This is a genomic window from Butyricicoccus porcorum (assembly GCF_002157465.1).
In the GTDB taxonomy this organism is placed as follows: Bacteria; Bacillota; Clostridia; order Oscillospirales; family Butyricicoccaceae; genus Butyricicoccus_A; species Butyricicoccus_A porcorum.
In genome coordinates this window covers 348236-368708 of sequence record NZ_NHOC01000002.1, presented here as the reverse complement: position 1 = coordinate 368708, position 20473 = coordinate 348236, and the positions used below count along the sequence as shown (strand labels likewise).

At 55.4% G+C, this 20473-nt stretch carries 18 protein-coding genes; 1 reads left to right on the top strand and 17 read right to left on the bottom strand.

From position 1 onward, the window contains the following. Window positions 1–30: 30 nt before the first annotated feature. The 16 genes from ileS to CBW42_RS03135 form a co-directional block, all read right to left on the bottom strand. Window positions 31–2817, bottom strand: a complete 2787-nt coding sequence (gene ileS, locus CBW42_RS03210) for an isoleucine--tRNA ligase (protein WP_087017678.1) — start codon at window positions 2815–2817, stop codon at window positions 31–33. Between the two features lie 97 nt (window positions 2818–2914). Continuing rightward, window positions 2915–3637, bottom strand: coding sequence for a DivIVA domain-containing protein (locus CBW42_RS03205; RefSeq protein ID WP_087017676.1), 723 nt, complete (start codon window positions 3635–3637; stop codon window positions 2915–2917). Between the two features lie 99 nt (window positions 3638–3736). Next, the gene (locus tag CBW42_RS03200) at window positions 3737–4000 is read right to left on the bottom strand and encodes a YggT family protein (protein ID WP_087017674.1); all 264 of its coding nucleotides are present in this window, start codon (window positions 3998–4000) and stop codon (window positions 3737–3739) included. A 37-nt stretch (window positions 4001–4037) separates the two neighbouring features. Next, a complete protein-coding gene (locus tag CBW42_RS03195) occupies window positions 4038–4526 on the bottom strand; it encodes a cell division protein SepF (protein ID WP_087017672.1) in 489 nt (162 codons plus the stop codon). Window positions 4527–4566: 40 nt separating this feature from the next. Then, window positions 4567–5277 (bottom strand): YggS family pyridoxal phosphate-dependent enzyme, encoded by a 711-nt coding sequence (locus tag CBW42_RS03190; RefSeq protein ID WP_087017670.1) that lies wholly within the window; start codon window positions 5275–5277, stop codon window positions 4567–4569. After that, the gene (locus CBW42_RS03185) at window positions 5274–6557 is read right to left on the bottom strand and encodes an HlyD family efflux transporter periplasmic adaptor subunit (protein WP_087017669.1); all 1284 of its coding nucleotides are present in this window, start codon (window positions 6555–6557) and stop codon (window positions 5274–5276) included. Before CBW42_RS03185 ends, CBW42_RS03190 begins: the two co-directional genes overlap by 4 nt. A 28-nt stretch (window positions 6558–6585) precedes the next feature. Beyond that, window positions 6586–6831 carry an RNA chaperone Hfq gene (hfq, locus tag CBW42_RS03180; RefSeq protein WP_087017667.1) on the bottom strand — a complete coding sequence of 82 codons (246 nt, stop codon included), beginning with the start codon at window positions 6829–6831 and terminating at the stop codon, window positions 6586–6588. Continuing rightward, window positions 6821–7810, bottom strand: a complete 990-nt coding sequence (gene miaA, locus CBW42_RS03175; RefSeq protein WP_087017665.1) for a tRNA (adenosine(37)-N6)-dimethylallyltransferase MiaA — start codon at window positions 7808–7810, stop codon at window positions 6821–6823. Before miaA ends, hfq begins: the two co-directional genes overlap by 11 nt. Continuing rightward, on the bottom strand, window positions 7810–9819 hold the full coding sequence (mutL, locus tag CBW42_RS03170) for a DNA mismatch repair endonuclease MutL (protein ID WP_165761029.1): 2010 nt from the start codon (window positions 9817–9819) through the stop codon (window positions 7810–7812). Before mutL ends, miaA begins: the two co-directional genes overlap by 1 nt. Window positions 9820–9839: 20 nt before the next feature. After that, window positions 9840–12434 carry a DNA mismatch repair protein MutS gene (mutS, locus tag CBW42_RS03165; protein WP_087017661.1) on the bottom strand — a complete coding sequence of 865 codons (2595 nt, stop codon included), beginning with the start codon at window positions 12432–12434 and terminating at the stop codon, window positions 9840–9842. Beyond that, window positions 12427–13872: a tRNA (N6-isopentenyl adenosine(37)-C2)-methylthiotransferase MiaB gene (gene miaB, locus CBW42_RS03160; protein WP_087017659.1), complete on the bottom strand. Its 1446-nt coding sequence runs from the start codon at window positions 13870–13872 to the stop codon at window positions 12427–12429. The genes mutS and miaB overlap by 8 nt, the downstream gene beginning before the upstream one ends. Before the next feature lie 19 nt (window positions 13873–13891). Then, a complete protein-coding gene (locus CBW42_RS03155) occupies window positions 13892–14560 on the bottom strand; it encodes a TIGR03936 family radical SAM-associated protein (RefSeq protein WP_087017657.1) in 669 nt (222 codons plus the stop codon). Further along, entirely contained in the window at window positions 14553–16394 is a 1842-nt protein-coding gene (locus CBW42_RS03150; RefSeq protein ID WP_087017655.1) for a TIGR03960 family B12-binding radical SAM protein, read from the bottom strand. Before CBW42_RS03150 ends, CBW42_RS03155 begins: the two co-directional genes overlap by 8 nt. 142 nt (window positions 16395–16536) lie before the next feature. Next, window positions 16537–17436, bottom strand: a complete 900-nt coding sequence (locus CBW42_RS03145) for a hypothetical protein (RefSeq protein WP_087017653.1) — start codon at window positions 17434–17436, stop codon at window positions 16537–16539. A gap of 179 nt (window positions 17437–17615) precedes the next feature. Further along, window positions 17616–18011 (bottom strand): hypothetical protein, encoded by a 396-nt coding sequence (locus CBW42_RS03140; RefSeq protein ID WP_087017651.1) that lies wholly within the window; start codon window positions 18009–18011, stop codon window positions 17616–17618. A 22-nt stretch (window positions 18012–18033) separates the two neighbouring features. Next, window positions 18034–19260 carry a recombinase family protein gene (locus CBW42_RS03135; RefSeq protein WP_087017649.1) on the bottom strand — a complete coding sequence of 409 codons (1227 nt, stop codon included), beginning with the start codon at window positions 19258–19260 and terminating at the stop codon, window positions 18034–18036. Window positions 19261–19453: 193 nt separating this feature from the next. Here CBW42_RS03135 and CBW42_RS03130 point away from each other — a divergent pair, with 193 nt between their 5' ends. After that, complete coding sequence (locus tag CBW42_RS03130; protein ID WP_087017647.1) at window positions 19454–19930, top strand: NUDIX hydrolase; 477 nt, start codon at window positions 19454–19456, stop codon at window positions 19928–19930. Here the strand turns inward: CBW42_RS03130 and CBW42_RS03125 are convergent. Then, on the bottom strand, window positions 19873–20352 hold the full coding sequence (locus CBW42_RS03125) for a hypothetical protein (RefSeq protein ID WP_087017644.1): 480 nt from the start codon (window positions 20350–20352) through the stop codon (window positions 19873–19875). The two genes, CBW42_RS03130 and CBW42_RS03125, sit on opposite strands and share 58 nt — an antisense overlap. Window positions 20353–20473: the final 121 nt, after the last annotated feature.

Genomic DNA, 20473 nt, shown 5'->3' with positions numbered 1-20473 from the left:
GCACCCTCTGCCTCAGCGTGTCTGATAAAATTATCGGCTGATTACAGAAGCGCAGCGTGCGCACAGGCACGGATGCTCTGCATTTTCACCGACCGTCGGATCATAAATCCAGCAGCGGGCACACTTCTCGCCCTCCATGCGGCTGACTGCAATCTTGATGCCGCCGAGTGCTTCGTAATCGTCGCCCTCGCCTTCGCCGCTCTGGACAGAGACAGCGGAAACAATGCACAGCTTTGCCAGATCCTGACCACAGCTGTCCAGGAATTCCTTTCCTGCGTCAGACGCAGTGATGACAACCTTTGCCTCCAGCGGCTTGCCGATCAGCTTTGCACCGCGCGCCTGCTCCAATGCCTTATTGACATCGTCGCGAACTGCGATGATCTTTTCCCACTTAATCATAGCCGCTTCATCAAATGCCAGCGACTCGTCGTAGGACGGCATGTCGTTGAACAGGACATTGTCCAGATCGTCACCCTGCTGATGCGGCATTGCATGCCAAATTTCATCGGCGGTAAAGCAGAGGATCGGTGCAATCATGCGAACCAGTGCATCCAGAATGCGGTAAATCGCAGTCTGTGCGGACAGACGGCTCAGGCCTTCGTCACAGTACAGGCGATCCTTAATGACGTCCAGATAGAAGTTGGACATATCAACAACGCAGAAGTTGTGAATCGCGTGCGTAACGGTGTGGAACTCATAGCTGTCATATGCAGCACGAACGCGGCCAACCAGATCGTTGCACTTCATCAGCGCCCACTGATCCAGCTCGAGCATCTGGTCATACGGTACCATCTGATCGACAGTGAAGCCGTCCAGATTGCCCATGATGTAACGCGCGGTGTTGCGGATCTTGAGATAGTTCTGCGACAGCTGCTTGAACATCTTCTTGGAAATCTTCATATCAACGCGGTAATCCGCAGAAGAAACCCACAGACGCAGGATATCTGCACCGTATTCCTTGGTAATTTCCTGCGGGCTCATACCGTTGCCCTTGGACTTGGACATCTTCTGGCGCTCCTCATCGACAATCATGCCGTGGGTGATGACCGTCTTATACGGAGCGGTGCCCTTGGTCGCAATGGCGGTCAGCATAGACGACTGGAACCAACCGCGGTACTGGTCGTTGCCTTCCAGATAGACGTCAGCCGGATAAGTCAGATCGTCGCGCTCATCCATAACAGCCGCGTGGCTGGAACCGGAGTCGAACCAGACATCCATCGTGTCGGTTTCCTTGGTGAATTCGCCACAGCCGCACTCGCACTTGATGTCGTCGGTCAGGATCTCGCTCGCGTCCATATCGAACCATGCGCTCGTGCCGTGTTCACGGAACAGGTCGGCAACCAGCTTGATGGTCTTCTCGTTGACAATCGGCTTGCCGCACTTCTTGCAGAAGAAGATCGGGATCGGTACGCCCCAGGTGCGCTGACGGGAGATGCACCAGTCAGAGCGCTCCAGAATCATAGAGGTCATGCGATCCTCGCCCCATGCCGGAATCCACTGAATGTCATGGCAGGCCTTGACTGCATCATCCTTCATCGCGTCGACAGAGCAGAACCACTGCTCGGTCGCACGGAAGATGATCGGGTTCTTACATCTCCAGCAATGCGGATAGGAATGTTCAATGGTCTCGACAGCCAGCAGCGCGCCCTGCTCCTTGAGGTCTTCCAGAATGACCGGATTGGTCTTTTCATAGTACATGCCGGCATATTTACCTGCATCCTCAGTTGCATAGCCCTTGCTGTCCACCGGAACAATCATCGGGATCTCCGGATATTTCTGGCAGACAATAAAGTCGTCTGCACCGAAGCCCGGTGCGGTATGAACGCAGCCGGTACCGGCGTCCAGCGTGACATGCTCGCCGACGATGACGAGCGACTCGCGATCCATCAGCGGATGCTGGGTGGTGATATATTCCAGTTCAGAGCCCTGAATCGTGCCGACGATTTCATAGGATTCAATGCCGGCAGCCGCCGCAACAGACGGAATCAGGTCGGTTGCCAGAACGTAAATCTCACCATTCGGAACCTTGACAAACGAATATTCAAAGTACGGATTGACGGAAATGGCGAGGTTGCCCGGCAGCGTCCAGGTCGTCGTCGTCCAAATAACGAAATAGACGTTCTCAGTGGTGCCAAGAATCGCACTGATCTTGCCCTTGTCGTCCTTTACGGCGAACTTGACGTAAATAGACTCACAGGTTGCGTCCTTATATTCGATCTCCGCCTCTGCCAGTGCGGTCTCGTCGTGCGGGCACCAGTAAACCGGCTTCAGGCCCTTGTAGATATAGCCCTTCTTCGCCATCTCGCCGAAGACCTCGATCTGCTTTGCAACGAAGTCATTGGTCAGCGTCAGGTACGGATGTTCCCAATCGCCTACAACGCCGAGGCGCTTAAACTGCTCGCGCTGCGTATTGACATGCTCCAGTGCGAATTCCTTACACTTCTCGCAGAACTCCTTATTGCTGACCTTATGGCGATCCAGACCAAACGCGGCAATCGCCTGACGCTCAATCGGCAGGCCGTGCGTATCCCAGCCCGGAACATACGGTGCCTTGTAACCGGTCATATTCTTATAGCGGATGATAAAGTCCTTGAGGATCTTATTGAGGGCGTGACCCAGATGCAGATTACCGTTTGCATACGGAGGGCCATCATGCAGAATAAACAGGGGCTTGCCCTCGTTTTTCTTCATCAATGTATCATAAATATGATCCTCTTCCCACTTCGCCAAAAACTCCGGCTCGCGCTTGGGAAGACCCGCGCGCATCGGGAAATCAGTCTTGGGAAGATGGATTGTCTTGTTGTAGTCCTGCGGCATTGAACCGTACTCCTTTCTAACTCTGGCGTCAAATCGCCAACCGCCAACGGGCGGCATCTCTATATCGCAAACAGCTGACGCTGTTTATCGTCAAGGGTTATGTATCTGCGCCTGCCTGAGAGCCGCTCACCTCTACGGTGAACTGGGTCTCCTCCATGCCGTTTTTGCGGGAGGCATGGGATGCATCGGCAAATATCTTCAAAATATCGTCCGGAATCTCTGTTCCGGAGGTATGCTGCTCACGCGGCGGAACTGCCGGCTCCGCCGGACCCTCCACATGGCTTTCCAATGTTTCGCTCTGTACAGTCTGTCCGGAAATCGAAGTAAATTCCAGACCAACCTGTTCGGGTATGGACGCAATGCGCTCGCTCTGCTCGCGGAAGGCGCGCGTCATCTTATCGATAAACGCCGCACACTCGCGCTGTGCCAGACGCAGGCGCGCCTGCTCCTGTGAGGCCTGAATCTGATACTGTCGAATCACTGCCTCGCACTGGCTGGACGCATCCGCTTTCATCTGCTCTGCCTGTGCCCGCGCACGGCTGAGCAGCTCCTCGGATTCATCCGTTGCCTTTCTCGTCGTCTGCTCCGCCACATTCTGCGCCGTCATCAGCGCCTGACGGATGCCGCTTTCAACCCTGCGGTATTCCTCGATTTTGTCCACCAGAACCTTGAGCTTTGCCCGCAGCTCTGCATTTTCCTTTTCCAGCGCCTCCATATCGTCTGCCGCCTGATCCAGCAGCGAATCCACGCTTTTGGTATCATATCCGCCAAAGACGGCCTTTTCAATGGAGTACTCCCGCAATTCCCTGGAACTTAACATGTTGACCTCCTGAAATCCGGCAGCACACGACTGGCGGAGAATAACTGGAAAATGGCCGGGCAGAAAACCCGGCCGAATAAAATCTGTGCGAATCAGCAATCAATACAATGCGTACAGCAGACTCTGCGCCATGGCCAGAATGACAAACGCCAAGAGCGTCGAAAAGTCCAGCGGCATGGTACGAAGCGAGCGAAACCGGCTGAGAAAACTGCGGCAGGGCGCAATCATCGGCTCGGTAACTGCATACAGCAGCTCTCCGATGCGCGAGCTCTGCACCTGCGGGAACCACGAGGCAATCGCCCGGAACACAAGCAGCCATTGCAGCAGACTGAGCAGCCTAATTGTCAAGTAAACTATAATCATATCAGCACTATCCTACTCTCTGGCCGGAGAGCAGCAATCATAATTTCATGCCGCTGTTTTCCAGCTCACTGATGAGGTCATCGCCGACAATTTCAACATCCAAAGGCGTAATCAGATATGTGTTGCTCGCAACGCGCTTGATCTTGCCCTCAATGGCATAGGTAACACCGCTGAGGAAATCGAGCATACGCTTGGAAACTTCCTTGTCGGTCGACTCAAGATTCAGCACAACCGTCATCTTATTTTTGAGATGGTCGGCGATATCGGCAACATTGTTGAACTGATCGGCCTTCACCAGCACGACGGCCAGCCGGGTCGTTGCACTGATGTTGACGACTCTATTATTTCTGCGCGGCTGAACCTGCGTGTGCGCCGCCTCAACCGGCGCGGATGCAGCAGACTCCGGGCGGCTGTAATAAGACGGTTCCTCCGGCTCTGTGGACTCCATGGTCTCGTCGTCCAGATCAAAGTCGTCGTCGTCCACTTCTCCGCTCACCCAGCGCTTGAAGTCATTCACTAATCCCATTTTCTGCTTCCTCCTGAATGGAACAATTCTTCCAAATATATCAATAATGGCGGGCGCCAAAAATAGCCGTACCCAGCCGGACGATGGTTGCCCCACAGGAAATTGCCTCTGTATAGTCGGCACTCATTCCCATCGACAAGCAGTCCATGGTAATATTATCGTATTTTTTCGCCGATATGTCAATAAATAGTTTGGACATTCTGTCGAAATAAAGAGTTTTTTCTTGATTTGGCTGCGGTTTTGGTGGAATTGCCATCAAACCGCGAACACGGACATGCTCCAATTCGGCAATTTGCTCGGTAACAGAAAACAGCTCATCCGGATCAATGCCCAGCTTGCTCTCCTCCCTGCCGATGTTGACCTCCAGCAGGATATCCTGACGGATTCCTGCCTTTTCCGCCTCTTTATCGATGACGCGCGCCAGCTTGAGCGAGCTGACGGATTCGATCAGTGAGACCTTGCCGATGAGATATTTGACCTTGTTGGTCTGAAGCGTGCCGATAAAATGCAGCGGGCATCCGTCATACGCGTGCTGTTCATACTTTTCCAGCAGCTCCTGCACGCGGTTTTCGCCGCATACATCCACGCCCGCCGCAATCGCCGCGCGCACGCGGTCCGCGTCGTTCATTTTGGTCGCCGCTACCAGCGTAATATCCTCCGGACGGCGTCCGGCCGCAGCTGCGGCCTCTGCAATGCGCTCCCGTGCCTGCGCAACCTTTTCTTCAATCTGCCTGCGTTCTTCCTCTGTCATTTCATTACCTTCTTGTCATCCAAATCTTTTGCTTCCACAATGATGTCGTCGCCCGCAACCAGAGAATCATTTCCGGTTACATTCTGCTCGACAATATAAAATTCCTCGCCTTCAAACAGTGGCTCAATCTTCTTGTATCGTGCCACATCGTTGGACAGGACATAGACACCCATTTCGTCATCCTGCATGCGGACGGCGGATTTTGGAACCTTGAGGCCGGAATAAGACGCCACAACGACCGTTGCGACCTGTTTGCGCATGGAAATGAGATCCTCATTCATATCCTGAGACTGGAAGATGACCAGTGTATCCTCGCTGTCCGCATCGTCACGGATTGACGCGACGGTTGCCTGCACATCCTGACTGACCTGCGCAAAGCGCAGCTCCACCGTTTTGCCCTGCGTCAGATGCTGTGCATCTGTATCTGACACCCGTGCGGCAAAATACCACGTATAGCTGGAGACAATTTTGCCCTTGTCAGATGCTGCGGATTTCTTTTTGTCCACCAGCTTGTCCAGCCCGGACAGCGTGAGGTCATCGACCACATCCGGTGTGAGCACTTCTTCATAACCATCCACCGACTCGCAGAAATATCCCGCATACGGCGAGGTAATCTCGGAGGTCTTGCCTTCCAGCCGTTCCTCCAGAGATTCCGCCTGCGATTCCAGGCTTGCAATCTCTGCGTCAATGTCATCGCTTCCGTCCTCCAGCGAGCCGCTCTTGAGCGCGAGCTGACGCAGCTCCGAGGTGAGTGAAGCAAGCTGTCCCAGCGACGCGCCTTCCGCCTCGCTGCTGATGGCATTCATCTGCGCAATGATTTTCTGATTGAGCTGGCTGGAATTGGTGCTCGTCGACGACATCGTGCGCAGTGTTTCCAGCTGCTCGATGTTGTCGCGTATATTTTTCAGCTCGCGGCTGACCGTCAGTGCATCCTCATCCTTATATTCCGTGACGAGCGAAGCTCCCTTTGCGACCTTATCGCCCTCGGAATAATTATATTCCACTGTGTCGCCCTCCGCAATATCAATGATGTTTTCATCGCGGATAAAATATCCTGTCGTTGAAAACGAATCATCCATCGTCAGCTGGATTGCCGATGTTGTTCTGACCGGATTGTAGTGGTTGACCACAAAGCTGACCGCACTGTAAACCAGAATCAGCGCGAAAACAATAATCGGCATGCGGAGCGTTTTATTGATTTTTATTTTTCCGATCCGCCACACGCGGTTCGGCTCTTTTGCGGAATTTCTCCGTGAAAACGGAGGCCATTTGAATGCCATAGAAAGCTACTCCTATCGGCAGTTCGGGTTATGCTGTCGCTGTTTCCCTCCGTCCGCCGGACATATCCAGCCTGCGCTGCGGTATCACTGTAGAAATCGCATGCTTGTAAATCATCTCCTGCTTGCCGTCGCAGTCAAACAGGATGATAAATGTATCGAACCCACGCACAATGCCGCGAAGCTGGAAGCCATTGGTCAGGAAGACAGTCAGCGGAACCTTTTCCTGCCGTGCCTTGTTCAAAAAGTTGTCCTGTAAATTGATTTCAGTTTTCATTATAGAGCAATCCTCCCGAGTTGTATAGATACTTTTCATATGGTACACCCCGGGCAGACAAAATTTCTGTCGCTTGTTGGAGAATTGCGGAAAATTCATCGGGAGAATTGTAATACAGCCAGTTGACACGGGTATCGCGCCGCAGCCAGGTGAGCTGCCGCTTGGCGTAATTGCGCGAGGCACGTTTGAGCGTGTCGAGACACGCCTCAAGCTCTGCTTCTCCGCGCAGGTATGGCAGCAGTTCCTTATAGCCAATCGCCTGCCCTGCTGTGCCGGTCAGCCTGCCGTCCTCCCACAGACGGCGCGCCTCTTCCACCAGTCCCAGTTCGACCATCTGGTCAACACGCCGGTCAATGCGATCGTACAGCGTCTGTCGGTCGGTCGGACACAGTCCGAACAGGATTGCGTCATATTTTGGTTCCGGTCGTTTGTTGCGCGCATTCAGCTCACCGATGGTCATGCCGGTCTGCGCATAGACCTCGAGCGCGCGCACGACGCGCTTTACATTGTTTTCGTGAATGCGTTCAGCGGACTCCGGATCGACTGCGCGCAGCATTTCATGCAGCGCATGCGCTCCCTGTTCGCGTGCAATTGCGTTGTATTTCTCCCGCGCCGCCGTGTCGGTCTCGTCGCCGGAAAAGGTGCTCCCCTCGATCAGTGCATCGAGATACAATCCAGTGCCGCCGCAGACAATCGGGATTTTCCCGCGCGACAGGATATCCTGCGCGCAGGCATCTGCCATTTGCTGGTATCGCGCCACGGAAAAATCCTCACCCGGCTCCGCGACATCGAACATATGGTGCACGACACCGTCGCGCTCCGCCATATCCGGCTTTGCCGTGCCGATGTCCATGCCGCGATACAGCTGCATGGAATCGGAGGAAATAATCTCGGTGTGCAGCTGCTTCGCCAGCGCAATCGAAAGTGCTGTCTTACCCGATGCCGTCGGGCCCGCAATACAAATTAGCTTTGGTTTCATCACTGGTTCACCCGCTTAAACATCTTGTCCAACTCGTATTTCGTCAGGCGGACGGTCACCGGTCTGCCGTGCGGACAGCATGTCACAGCCGGGTCGGACAGCACGCGGTCGCACAGCGACTGCATTTCCTGTATGCTTGTCTTGCTGCCCGCCTTGATAGCGGCCTTGCACGACACGGTATGAATGAGGTCATCCAGACGGTCAGGCACAGGCGTGCGCCGATCCATCAGCTTCTGTGCCATTTCGGATACCGTCACGGGAATATCTCCCGCATCCAGATAAGCAGGCGCTTCGCGCACCGCGACGCTGTGCTGTCCGAAGGATTCCATGACAAAGCCGAGCATCTGAATCTGTTCCATGCCATCCAAAACTGCGGCATATTCCTCACCGGACAGATCGACGACGACCGGTGCCAGCAGCATCTGCGTCGGAATGTCCGCCTTTTCACGCAGCTGGTTGAACAGCATGCGCTCATGCGCAGCGTGCTTGTCGATCAGGATCAGCCCGTCGGCGTCCTCCGCAAGGATATAGGTCTCAAAACAGCTGCCGATGACGCGCGCGGACGGCAGGTCAGGAACAAGCGGCTCGGCTTCCTCCTGCTTCGGTTCTGTCCGCTCCGGCATGCTCTGTACAGCCTTCTCTGCTTCTGCCTCAGGCACAGCAAACACCGGTTCCGTCTGTACCGGCTGCTGTGCCTTGGGCATTTCAGGCGCAAACAAATCGATTTTTGCCGGTTTCTTTGTCTCGTGCGGCATGCGCAGCGCCTGTTCGTCGCGGTCATCCACATCGACAAACGGCAAAAATCCGCTGCTGCGCGGTGCAGGCCGTTCCGTGGCACGATAGGCGGGCGGATGGTGCATCGTCCCGCCGGAAACCGCCTTCGGTGCCGCCGACACGGCAGGCGCTGCCGGCTCATGCACCTCTGTTTTGGGCACGGAAAGCACCGTCTGCTCCGCCTTTTCCTGCGGCACAGCGGCAGCCGGACGCACCGGCTTCGCCTGAATTTCCGGAACATTGTCGTCGCCCGCCAATGCATTTTTGCATGCGGCATAGACTGCGGAGAACACCTGTTTTTCCTGTGCGAATTTCACTTCTGTCTTGGCCGGATGAACATTGACGTCCACCTGCGACAGTGGGAGCTGGACGCACACACAGCCGTACGGATACTTGCCCGTAATCATGCTGTTGCGGTAGGCCTCCTCCATCGCCGCCTGAATCAGCTTGGACTTGACAAACCGCCCGTTGACAAAGAAATGCTGATACGTGCGGTTGGCACGCGGCGCATGCGGCTTGGAAATATACCCCCAAACCTTCACGCCATTCAGCTCGTGTTCCGGCATTTCGATCAGATTTTTGGACAACTCCTTGCCGAATACGCTGAATACGGCATTTTTTAGGCTGCCGCCGCCGGGCGAATGAAAGACATCCTTTCCGTCACGGATACAGCGGAACATGATTTCCGGATGGCTCTCTGCCGCATGCTCCACCACCGACAGGACATAGCCCGCCTCAGTAAAGTCTTTTTTCAGGAATTTCATGCGCGCGGGCGTATTATAAAACAGGTCACGGATGACAAAGGTCGTGCCCTCCGGGCAGCCCGCTGGCTCATTCGCTGTAATTTTCCCACCTTCGAGCGACAGATGCGTGCCTTCCACGCAACCGATCTGCTTGGTAAACAGATCGACACGGGACACGGCGCAGATGGCGGCGAGTGCTTCGCCCCGGAAGCCCAGCGTGCCGATGGCTGCCAGATCCTCGCGCGTGCGGATTTTGCTCGTCGCATGGCGGCGGAATGCAACCGGTGCGTCCTCCGGCGACATGCCGCAGCCGTTGTCACAAATGCGCAGATAGGAAATGCCACCGTGCTCCAGCTCAACCGTGATCTGTGTTGCACCGGCATCAATCGCATTTTCCACCAGCTCTTTACACACAGACGATGGGCGCTCCACCACCTCGCCCGCGGCGATCAGATCCGCCATGTGCGAATCCAGTTCATGAATGACTGCCATACGGCGCTGCCTCCTTTCGGTCATTCGACCATTTTCTGCAATTCATATACCAGATTGAGCGCCTCGATCGGCGTCATTGTGTTGACATTGACCGCGCGCAGCTTTTCCGCAACCTCATCCGACTGCATGCCCATCAGAGAAATCTGGTCGTCCTCCGGCTCATCTGCAATCTCATGCAGGTCAATCTTCGGCGCAGTCGATTCCAGTTCCTTCAGGATCTGCTTGGCACGGCGCAGCACGGGCTTCGGAACACCTGCCAGCTTTGCAACTGCGATGCCATAGCTGTCATCTGCGCCGCCCGGCACGATTTTGCGCAGGAATGTGATGTCATCACCGCGCTTTTTGACCGCGATGTTGTAGTTTTTAATGCCGTCAATCAGATCTTCGAGGGCGGTCAGCTCGTGATAATGCGTTGCAAACAGCGTGCGTGCGCCCAGCTTCTTCGGGTCTGCAATAAATTCCACCACGGCGCGCGCAATGCTCATGCCGTCAAAGGTGGAGGTTCCGCGCCCGATTTCGTCCAGAATAACGAGGCTGAACCGCGTCGCATTTTTCAGGATATCCGCGACCTCGCTCATCTCGACCATAAACGTAGACTGTCCGCTCGCCAGATCGTCCGATGCACCGACACGCGTGAACACGCGGTCGGCAATGCCGATGCGGGCAGATTTCGCCGGGACAAAGGAACCCATCTGCGCCATGACGGTAATCAGTGCGACCTGACGCATGTATGTGGATTTACCTGCCATATTCGGACCGGTGATAACCGCGACACGGTTCGCACGGTCGTCCAGCAGCGTGTCGTTTGCAATGAACATCGTATCGCGCAGCATGCGCTCGACCACCGGATGGCGTCCGTCCCGAATATCAATGACGGACGAATATTCGACCTCCGGACAGCAGTAGTTGTACAGGTCTGCCACCTCAGCCAGCGAACACAGGACATCGGTCTGTGCCAGTGTCTGCGCTGTGATCTGAACGCGGTGCACGGCGGCGGAAATCTGCTCACGCACTTCGGTAAACAACTGGTATTCCAAATCGGTGATGCGCTCCTGCGCCTGCAAAACCGTGTTTTCGTATTGCTTGAGCTCATCGGTGATGTAGCGCTCACAGTTGGCCAGCGTCTGCTTGCGGACATAATGTGCCGGAACGCTGTCCGAATACTGGCGCGACACCTCGATATAATAGCCGAATACGCGGTTATAACCGACCTTCAGCTTCTGAATACCGGTCGCCTCACGCTCGCGCTGTTCGATTTCGGCAATCGCTCCCTTGCCGCCGGAAGCAATGTCTCGCAGGCGGTCGAGCTCATCGCTGTAGCCTGCACGCATAAAGCCGCCCTCGCGCAGTGAAAACGGAGGATCGTCGACAATTGCGGACTTGATGAGTGTCTTGACGTCCTCCAGCTCGTCCATCGAGCTGCACAGCACCTGCAACATGGAAGCGCCGCACTGTGCCAGCTCCGCACGGATGGCGGGCACATGCTCCAGCGTCGCGCACATGCTGCGCAGATCACGGCAATTTGCCGTGCCGTAGACAATGCGGCTGATGAGGCGTTCCATGTCAAACACCTGCCGCAGCTCATCAGTCAGCGCACTGCGGCGGACAAAGTCCTCCTTGAGCTCTCCGACCGCCTTCTGGCGCTGAGCAATCTGATTCGGGTTGCGCAGCGGCTTGCTCATCCACTGCCGCAGCAGGCGCGCGCCCATCGCGGTGCGTGTCTTGTCCAGCACCCACAGCAGCGAGCCCTTTTTCTCCTTCGTGCGCATGGTCTCGAACAGCTCGAGATTGCGCCGCGCATTCATATCCAGCTCCAGATACTGCCCCTGATGGTACAGCTGGATGGTGTCCATATTGGACAGGTCGGATTTCTGCGTGTCTGCAAGATACAGCAGCAGCGCGCCAACCGCGCAGACAACAGCGGGATGGTTCTCCCACGCGTCGCCATCCAGATCGGCAAACCGCGCGCGAACCAGCTTCATGCAGGCATCCGGGTCATAATCCGCTTCCCGTATCTCCTCCACGCCGCATTCAATGTTGTCGTGCAGAAACCGCATGAGCTGCTCCTCGTTGGCAGCCGCCGGATTGACCAATGTCTCGCGCGGCAGAAACCGTCCAAGCTCATTCATCGCGTAGGCACTCAGATTGCTGCCGGTCATATCGGTCGCCAGCATCTCGCCCGTCGTAATATCGGCAAAGCATACGCCGACACCGACCGCACTCAGATAGACAGATGCAATATAATTGTTGCAGTCCTCGTCCAGCATGGAGGCCTCGATAACGGTTCCCGGCGTAATCGTGCGGATGATCTCACGCTTGACCAGCCCCTTCGCCTTTTTGGGGTCCTCAGTCTGCTCGCAGATGTGAACCTTGTGCCCGTTTTTGACCAGTTTGGCAATGTAGCTCTCGCACGAATGGAATGGAATGCCGCACATCGGTGCGCGCTCCTCCTGACCGCAATCGCGCCCGGTCAGCACAAGATCGAGCTCCTTCGACGCAATTTTCGCGTCATCGTAAAACATTTCATAAAAGTCGCCCAGCCGATACAGCAAAATACCGTCACAGGTTTTTTTGATGTCAAAATATTGCCGCATCATCGGCGTCAGTTCAGCCATGGTATCCCTTTCCAATTTCCCTGCCGTACAGCGCACGCAGGGAGGTTCGTTCGATTTCCACATCGACAAAATCGCCGATGTGCAGGTCTTCACCGCGCACCAGAACAAGCAGACCGCCGTCGGTGCGTCCACAGTGCGTGTATTCACTTTCCTGCTTGCCGTTGGACAGGCCGTCAATCAACACGGACAGCTTCCTGTCCTGATAGGCATCCTGCCGCTGCTGGTTGATGCTCTCCTGCGTCTGCAACAGGCGGTTGAACCGATCCTGCTTATCCTCCGCGGGCGTATTGTCCGGCATCTCTGCCGCGGGCGTGCCGCTGCGTTTGGAATACAGGAAGGTATACAGCAGATCATACTGTCCCCGGCGCACGACATCCAGCGTACCCTGAAAATCCTCCTCCGTTTCACCCGGGAAGCCGACAATGATATCAGAGGACAGCACGAGGTCAGGCATATAACGCCGCGCCTGTTCGATGAGAGCGAGATAGCCCTCCTTCGTATATCCTCGGTTCATCTTTTTCAAAACCGCATCCGAACCGGACTGGAACGGCAGGTGAAGCTGATGGCAGATATGTTTTCCCTCTGCCATCGCAGCAAACAGCTTTTCCGATGCATCTTTTGGATGGCTGGTCATAAAACGCAGGCGGTATTCACCCGGCACGGCATCCAGCCGAGTCAGCAGGTCGGCAAAGTCCATGCCGATGCCCAGATCCTTGCCGTAGGAGTTGACATTCTGCCCGAGCAGCGTGATGTCCTTATAGCCGTCAGCGACCAGCTGCCGCAGCTCGGCTTCGATGTCCTCCGGCTGGCGGCTGCGCTCCCTGCCGCGCACATACGGCACGATGCAGTATGTGCAGAAGTTGTTGCAGCCGTACATGATGGATAGCCATGCATGGCAACCCGCATCGCGCTGTACCGGCAGACCCTCGGCGATTTCGCCCTTCGGGTCGCCGGAGATTTCAAAGATACGCTTACTGCCGTTCAGCCGCCGCAGCAGCAGCTCCGGGAAACGCCACAGCATGTGCGTGCCAAAGACAATATCGACGCGCGGATAGCTCTTTTTAATTTTTTCCGCAATGTGCTCCTGCTGCACCATGCAGCCGCACATGCAGATGGTCACATCCGGGCGGGTTTCCTTGATGTGCGTATACTGCCCCATGATGCCGAACACGCGCTTTTCCGCATGCTCGCGCACGGCGCAGGTATTGACTACAATGACATCCGCTTCGGCAGCGTCCTGTGTGCGCACATAGCCCATCTCCGCCAGCATGCCTGCGATGCGCTCAGTATCCGCTTCGTTCTGCTGGCAGCCGAAGGTCTGGCAGTAAAAATGCGGCGGCTCAGGGCGCAGCGCATTGCGCCGGTGTATCTGTTCGATGCAATCCAACTGATGCGCGATGTCCGCCTTCGGTATTTGTCTTGAGGTAAAATCTATCATAATATACTTCTATCCCGTATTATCGAAATTCATTCAGCTGCGCGTCGTATACCATCAGGTGATGGTAGTTCGTGCCATCCGGCGCATACTGCGGCAGCTCACGTAAAATCAGTTTGGTCAGATATTCCGGGCTGAGGTTGTTATTGCCCGCGCCCAGAATGGTATACGCACGCACGCAGTCGGTATCCGGCTCCAGCGTGATGCCGCGCATGTAATCGCGGACATTGACTTCCTTCTCACCGCGCTTGGATTTTTTGAGAATGGTCAACTCGTCGCGGGCAAACAGCGCGTTCGCCGCATCGACAAAGCCCTCCGGCACGCCATCATCAAATTCCCATGTGATCTCAAATTTAGAGTAGGCGATGTCGCGCACCTTGCGCCCGCCGTCGTCCAGCGGATAAATCTCCTGCACGGACAGGCCGGATGGCATAACCGCATTCAGACGCTCCACCGCATCCGCCGGGAGTTCCTCTGCCGTACAGTTGAAATCGAGAAATTCCCACTCACCGGAATAGCCGGTGGACAGCGGCAGCGCGACAGAAATATAAATATGCGGGTTAAATCCCTCGGTATACCACACCGGCAGGTGTGCGCGCGCAATCGCACGCTGCATGCAGTGCATCAGATCGAGGTGTGAAATATAAGCGGCTTCGTCCGTCTTGGAAAAGCGCATTCTTGCTTTAAACATGGCAGGCACATCCTTTCATCAGGCTGGCGGCACCGCAGCCCGCACATTTTTCCAGACAGGACGGTGTCGGCTCCGCGCGGCGCGAGCGCTCCCACTCACGCTTCAGGTGTTCCTTGCTTGTGCCGCAGCCGATGTGATCCCACGGGAATACCTCATCCAGCGGGCGCTGGCGGTTGGCATAGAACGCCGGGTCCAGACCACAGGCACGGAACGCATCCAGCCACTTATTGTAATCAAAGCACTGATCCCATCCGTCCATCTTACAGCCGGATTTCCATGCAGTATACAGCGCATCCGCCGTGCGGCGGTCGCCGCGCGCGAATACAGCTTCCAGATAGCTGGTGTCTGAATCGTGCCAGCGGAACGTAACATTTTTGGTCTTCATGACGACGCGCAGATACGCGGTCTTTTCGTCCAGCTCCTCCTTTGTCACCTGTGCATCCCACTGGAACGGAGTCTGTGGCTTGGGCACAAAGCAGGACGCGGACGCAGTGATGCGCACACCGCGCGCCTTGTTCGGTGTATTGCACTTCCAGCAGTATGCGATATCGCGGCACAGCTGCGCCATTTCGTCAAAATCCTCGTTGGTCTCGGTTGGCAGGCCCATCATAAAGTACAGCTTGACGTTGTTCCAACCGCCCTTGAATGCATAGGTGCAGGCATTGAGCAGATCGTCTGCCGTCAGATTTTTGTTGATGACATCGCGCAGGCGCTGACTGCCAGCCTCTGCCGCGAATGTCAGGCCGCTCTTGCGCACCTTCTGTACGCGCTCCATCAGCTCGAGGCTGAACGAATCGGCGCGCAGGGACGGCAGCGACAGGCTGACGCGGCGCGCCTCACAAAAGTCGAGCAGCTTGTCCGCCAGCTCCGGCAACTCGGAATAATCGCTTGTCGACAGCGACGAGAGCGAAATCTCCTCATAGCCGGAATGTTCCAACACGGCCTCCGCCTGTCGGAGCAACGTTTCCGCACTCTTTTTGCGCAGCGGGCGATAGGTATGTCCCGCCTGGCAGAAGCGGCAGCCGCGCGGACATCCTCGGAACAGCTCGACCATCGCACGGTCGAACACAATATCTGTCGACGGTACGACAAAAGATTCCGGATAGTACATGCTGTCCAGATCGCGCACAATACGCTTCTGTATAAATGCCGGTGCGCCGTCCTTCGGCGTCACCGCCTTCACCGTGCCGTCGCCGTTATAGCTGACATCATACAGAGACGGGACATAAACGCCTTCGATATGGCAGGCGCGGCGCAGAAATTCATCTTTGCTCCAGCCCTCCCGCTTCGCCTGACGATACAGGTCAGTAAATTCAATCATGATCTCCTCGCCGTCACCGATCTGGAAGGCATCGATAAACGGCGCAAGCGGCTCCGGGTTATAGGCACACGGGCCGCCGCAGATAACCAGATTTTTCAGTCCTTTGCGCTCACTCGCGTACACCGGAATGCCGCCGAGGTCGAGCATATTCAGAATATTTGTAAACGACAGCTCATATTGCAGCGTGAAGCCGAGGATATCCAGTTCCGCGATGCTGTCACCGCTTTCCAGACCGTACAGCGGGATGCCCGCCGCTCGCATTTCATCCTCCATATCAATCCACGGCGCAAACACACGCTCGCACCACACGCCGTCCTGTGCATTCAGAAGACCATACAAAATGCGGCTGCCCAGATGCGACATGCCGACCTCATAGGTATCGGGAAAGCACATGCCAAAGCGCAGATCGACGCTGTCCCTGTCCTTGACAACAGAGCCCCATTCGCCGCCGACATAGCGTGCCGGCTTTTGCACGCGTGGGAGTATTCGTTTGAGCTTTCGAGAGAGCTTCATATCAGTACCTCATCCATAATTCGTCATTTTCTTTCCAGATAGCGCCTGCTCCATTCCAAAAGAAAGGAGCTCTCCGACCGTTTGACCGAAGAGCCCGCTGTTTGCAGGGTTCAGGCTGATTTGCGCACAGACGCGCGCGGTTTTATTGCGCGTCATCCGGCTGCTGTTCGGGTTCGGATTCTTCCTGTCCCTCTTCCGTGCCGAACAGCTCCTGATGGCGCTCAAAGTCCGTACGCCGCTCGCAGTATGCATGCTCGAGACGCAGTGTTTCCTTGAGCAGAACCTCCAGCTCGGAGGAATATGCATCCAGTTCCTCCGCCGCGTCCAGCTTTGCGAACGAGATAATTTTCAGGTATTTTCCGACTGCCAGGTGCAGCTTGACCTGTGCACGGTTGAGCTCGCCGTATTCCATCTCATTGATGATCTGCTGTAACTCGGCGCGGATACCCAGCGTCATCAGCTGGAAGACGACACGGTCAGCCGGCACAATCAGGCGTGTCTCATAACGCGTCAGCAGCTGCTCGAGCAGCTTGTTGTTCGCCTCATGCATCTTGTGCAGATCTTCCATCTTATAGGAATGCATTTTCAGGCCGACAGATTCCTCCGTCAGGCGGATTTCTTCCATCTCCTCCGGCGTGATGTCCAGATCATCCGGGAAGCCAGTCGAGCTGTACTTGGTGATCGCTGCGCGCATTGCCTTATAGAGGTTGGCCATACAGTAGACCTGCCGCTCACAGTCCTCAAAATAGGTCTTCGCTTTTTTGAGCTTCGCTTCGATCTGCTCCAGCTCTTCCGCAGCCTCCGCCTCACGATCAGCGTACTCCGCCACAATTGCCTCGCGCTCCGCTGTCACCTGCTTGTGAATGGCAATGACAATGTCGTCCTTTCTGGCAATGGTTTCTTCGCGCGCGCGCAGCTCCTCCTGCGCTTCTGTCAGCTTTTCCTCCAGCTCCTGTAACCGGGCTTCCGCGTCTGCAATCTTTGCGTTGGTGGCATTCAGTGACTCACGGGCGCCCAACAGTTCTTTCATGCTCTCAAACATTGGTGTATCTCCTATCCGGACTCAGCCGTTATGTGAAAATCAAAATCCGATTAAAATCAAGGTTATTGTACTACTTTAACGCCATTTCCGCAATAGGTTCCGCGAATTCCGGCAAAAAAGCCGGAGAAATTTCTCCGGCTTTCCGCATCGGCTTTGGCAATATTGCGTGCTTTCGCACATCATCCGCAGTGCGGCGGGCGCTCACAGCGGCAATCATCGTATTCGGGCTGTCTTCCGTTGCGGCCGCCCGAATCCGCATTCTCCCGTCTGGGCGGGAAAAATTCCTCAACCGGGAAATCAAATCGTTCAAACATATCGCACGGGTCTTCCGCACGACCACAGCTCCCGTCATCACCGGTGCAGCTGCAATCCTTTGCAGGCATGCAGATGTCATAGGCAGGCATGAGCAGTTGAATGTCACGTTCCAGGCGGATAATCGAAAACTGTCCGAGCGTGACGTACAGCTTTTTCACATCAGTATCCAGAATAATGTCATCCCCGAACAGGCAGCCAATGCTCTCCGGCACCTTGTTCAGTTCACAGCAGCAGCCGCAGCGGCAGCCCGGATCCACCATCTTTGCCGAAAGAATCAGCGGGTCAAGTGTTTCTGTCTGTGCCGCAATAATCGGAACAATTTTCCTTCCTTTTCCAGAAAATGCGCACCGTCCGATCCTCTGCCACCTCGATGCGGGACAGCAGACGAGTCAGCTGCGCATGCGGCAGTCCATGCACGCAGGACACATCTGACTGGGTGAGATCACGCAGACAGCGTTCCAGCAGGTCAAATACAATCGCTTCCGGGATGCTCACGGCATTCGTGCAGCCGTTTTTGCCGCGGTCATGGTGCCAGCACATCCAGTACCGGCGTCCGCCGCGTGTGCGCGGGGAAAATACGCCGCCACATGTCTCACAGAACAAAAGACCACTGAGCGGCAGCTTTGGTCGGTGAGTTTGGATCCGCTGTCTGCCCGCCGCGATGGTCCGTCGCCGCGTCATCTCCTGCTGTACGGCGTCAAACTGTGCGCGGGGAACAATTGCCCAGTCGGGGCGCTCATGTGAAAACCATTCCCCTTGCGGCAGCGGCTTCACCGTGCCGTCGAGATAATCCACAACGGTACTCCGATGGTTGATCAATGTGCCGCAGTACACCGGGTTGCTCAGGCAGCGGCGCACGCCTCGCGAGTTCCACTGTTTTCCCAACTTGGTCGGCGTACCCATTCGATTGAGCTCCTGTGCAATGCGCGCTGTACCCCAGCCATCCAGATACCGCGCAAACAGAAACCGGACTGTCTCGGCCTCTGCCTCACAAATGCGCAGGGTGAACAGATCGATGCGGTCATAGCCGTACAGCATCGGCGGCACACGCCCCTTTTTCGCATTGATTTCCTTGCCGAATTTGACACGTTTGGACAGATTTGCGCTCTCTTCCTGCGCAAGCGACGCATACACCGTCAAAATAAATTCCGAATCGCCGAGGCTCTCCTGCCCTGATGACAGGAAACGCACAGCAATGCCCTGTTTTTTGAGTGTACGGATCGCCTGCAAACAATCGACAGTATTGCGTGCAAAACGTGAAATATCCTTGACGGCCACCAGATCAAATGCGCTGTGTGCGGCATCGGACAGCATGCGCACAAACTGTTCCCGCCTGCGCAGCTGTCGGCCGGATACACCTTCGTCTGCATAAATTTTGACGAGCTCCATGCCCTCCCGCGCCGCATACTGCTCAAAAAATTCCTTCTGATGTGCGAGGCTATCCATCTGTTCTTCTTTTTTGGTCGAAACGCGGCAATAGGCCGCAAAGCGTACCGGCTTATTGCTCATCCTACCCCTCCTTCAGCTCGCCCAAAACAGTAAGAATCCATTCCCTGCACTGTATATGGTCGGACTGCACGCGGTAATCCGATGCACGCAGACGTTTGCCCATATGCATTCCTCCTCCCTGATGATATATGCAAATAACCGTTGCGTTTTGCCGCAAAACCGCCTACAATAACTACGAAAGGAAGGAATCCCGATGAGAAACACCACGCTGTGCTATATTGAACACAATGGCAGCTATCTGATGCTGCACCGCACCAAGAAAGAAAATGATCAGAGCCATGACAAATGGCTGGGCATCGGCGGTAAATTTGAGGACAGAGAGAGTCCGGAAGAATGTATCCTGCGCGAAACGCGCGAGGAAACCGGCCTGACCCTGACGAGCTACCGTTACCGCGGCATCGTCACCTTTGTCTCGGATATCTGGGAAACGGAATACATGCACCTGTTTACAGCAGACGGCTTCACCGGTACTCTGATCGATTGTGACGAGGGCGACTGCGTGTGGATTTCCCGCGAAAAGCTGCTTTCGCTGCCCATGTGGGAGGGCGACCGCATCTTCCTGAACCTGTTATTTGATCCGGAACATCCGTTCTTTTCGCTTAAGCTGGAATATCAGGGCGATACACTGGTATACGCCGCAAAGGACGGTGTGCCGCTCCCTCTGGACTGATTTATTCCGATTGCTGCGGCACAAGACTCAACCACCGCCTCCGGCTTGTTCGTGCGTTCAATCGTCTGGGCATTGGGGCATCCTGCCTGCGATGAGAAAATGCGTGCAGAGCCCTCGCTGCCGTACAGAATCGCACGTTTGTCATAATAGGCGAGACCGCACAGCTCCTGTGTACAACCGCAGCCTGTGCTGACCTCTGTGAAGACCTTGTAAAAATAGCGTACATCTATGCTGAAAAATCCCCGGTTGAAATCAACCGGCTGTACGTCGATGTCCACCCACAGCAGCTCCGCACGGCGCGGCTTGATGCTCGTCGCACGCTCCAGCAGCTCCTGTGAGCAGCGTGTCAGATACACACGCAGGTCGCGGATACATTCCTTGGATCGGCAGGCATCAAAGATTTTTTTCGTAAGATGTTTCAAGTTACACACAAAGCCTCCATCGGTTATTGCAACTGATGGAGGCTTTCCTGTTTGCGGTGTTAACTTTTCCACTTTTTGAAATACCACAATACCCACGCAAACACAATGCTTGCCGCACATA

Bases quoted from the DNA above. Each gene is read 5' to 3' on its own strand.
- mutS (WP_087017661.1), bottom strand. From the start codon at position 12,434: ATGGCTGAACTGACGCCGATGATGCGGCAATATTTTGACATCAAAAAA.
- CBW42_RS03155 (WP_087017657.1), bottom strand. From the start codon at position 14,560: ATGTTTAAAGCAAGAATGCGCTTTTCCAAGACGGACGAAGCCGCTTAT.
- CBW42_RS03185 (WP_087017669.1), bottom strand. From the start codon at position 6,557: ATGGCATTCAAATGGCCTCCGTTTTCACGGAGAAATTCCGCAAAAGAG.
- CBW42_RS03205 (WP_087017676.1), bottom strand. From the start codon at position 3,637: ATGTTAAGTTCCAGGGAATTGCGGGAGTACTCCATTGAAAAGGCCGTC.
- miaB (WP_087017659.1), bottom strand. From the start codon at position 13,872: ATGATAGATTTTACCTCAAGACAAATACCGAAGGCGGACATCGCGCAT.
- miaA (WP_087017665.1), bottom strand. From the start codon at position 7,810: ATGAAACCAAAGCTAATTTGTATTGCGGGCCCGACGGCATCGGGTAAG.
- CBW42_RS03150 (WP_087017655.1), bottom strand. From the start codon at position 16,394: ATGAAGCTCTCTCGAAAGCTCAAACGAATACTCCCACGCGTGCAAAAG.
- ileS (WP_087017678.1), bottom strand. From the start codon at position 2,817: ATGCCGCAGGACTACAACAAGACAATCCATCTTCCCAAGACTGATTTC.
- hfq (WP_087017667.1), bottom strand. From the start codon at position 6,831: ATGAAAACTGAAATCAATTTACAGGACAACTTTTTGAACAAGGCACGG.
- CBW42_RS03130 (WP_087017647.1), top strand. From the start codon at position 19,454: ATGAGAAACACCACGCTGTGCTATATTGAACACAATGGCAGCTATCTG.
- CBW42_RS03200 (WP_087017674.1), bottom strand. From the start codon at position 4,000: ATGATTATAGTTTACTTGACAATTAGGCTGCTCAGTCTGCTGCAATGG.
- mutL (WP_165761029.1), bottom strand. From the start codon at position 9,819: ATGGCAGTCATTCATGAACTGGATTCGCACATGGCGGATCTGATCGCC.
- CBW42_RS03195 (WP_087017672.1), bottom strand. From the start codon at position 4,526: ATGGGATTAGTGAATGACTTCAAGCGCTGGGTGAGCGGAGAAGTGGAC.
- CBW42_RS03190 (WP_087017670.1), bottom strand. From the start codon at position 5,277: ATGACAGAGGAAGAACGCAGGCAGATTGAAGAAAAGGTTGCGCAGGCA.
- CBW42_RS03140 (WP_087017651.1), bottom strand. From the start codon at position 18,011: ATGGTGGATCCGGGCTGCCGCTGCGGCTGCTGCTGTGAACTGAACAAG.
- CBW42_RS03135 (WP_087017649.1), bottom strand. From the start codon at position 19,260: ATGAGCAATAAGCCGGTACGCTTTGCGGCCTATTGCCGCGTTTCGACC.
- CBW42_RS03145 (WP_087017653.1), bottom strand. From the start codon at position 17,436: ATGTTTGAGAGCATGAAAGAACTGTTGGGCGCCCGTGAGTCACTGAAT.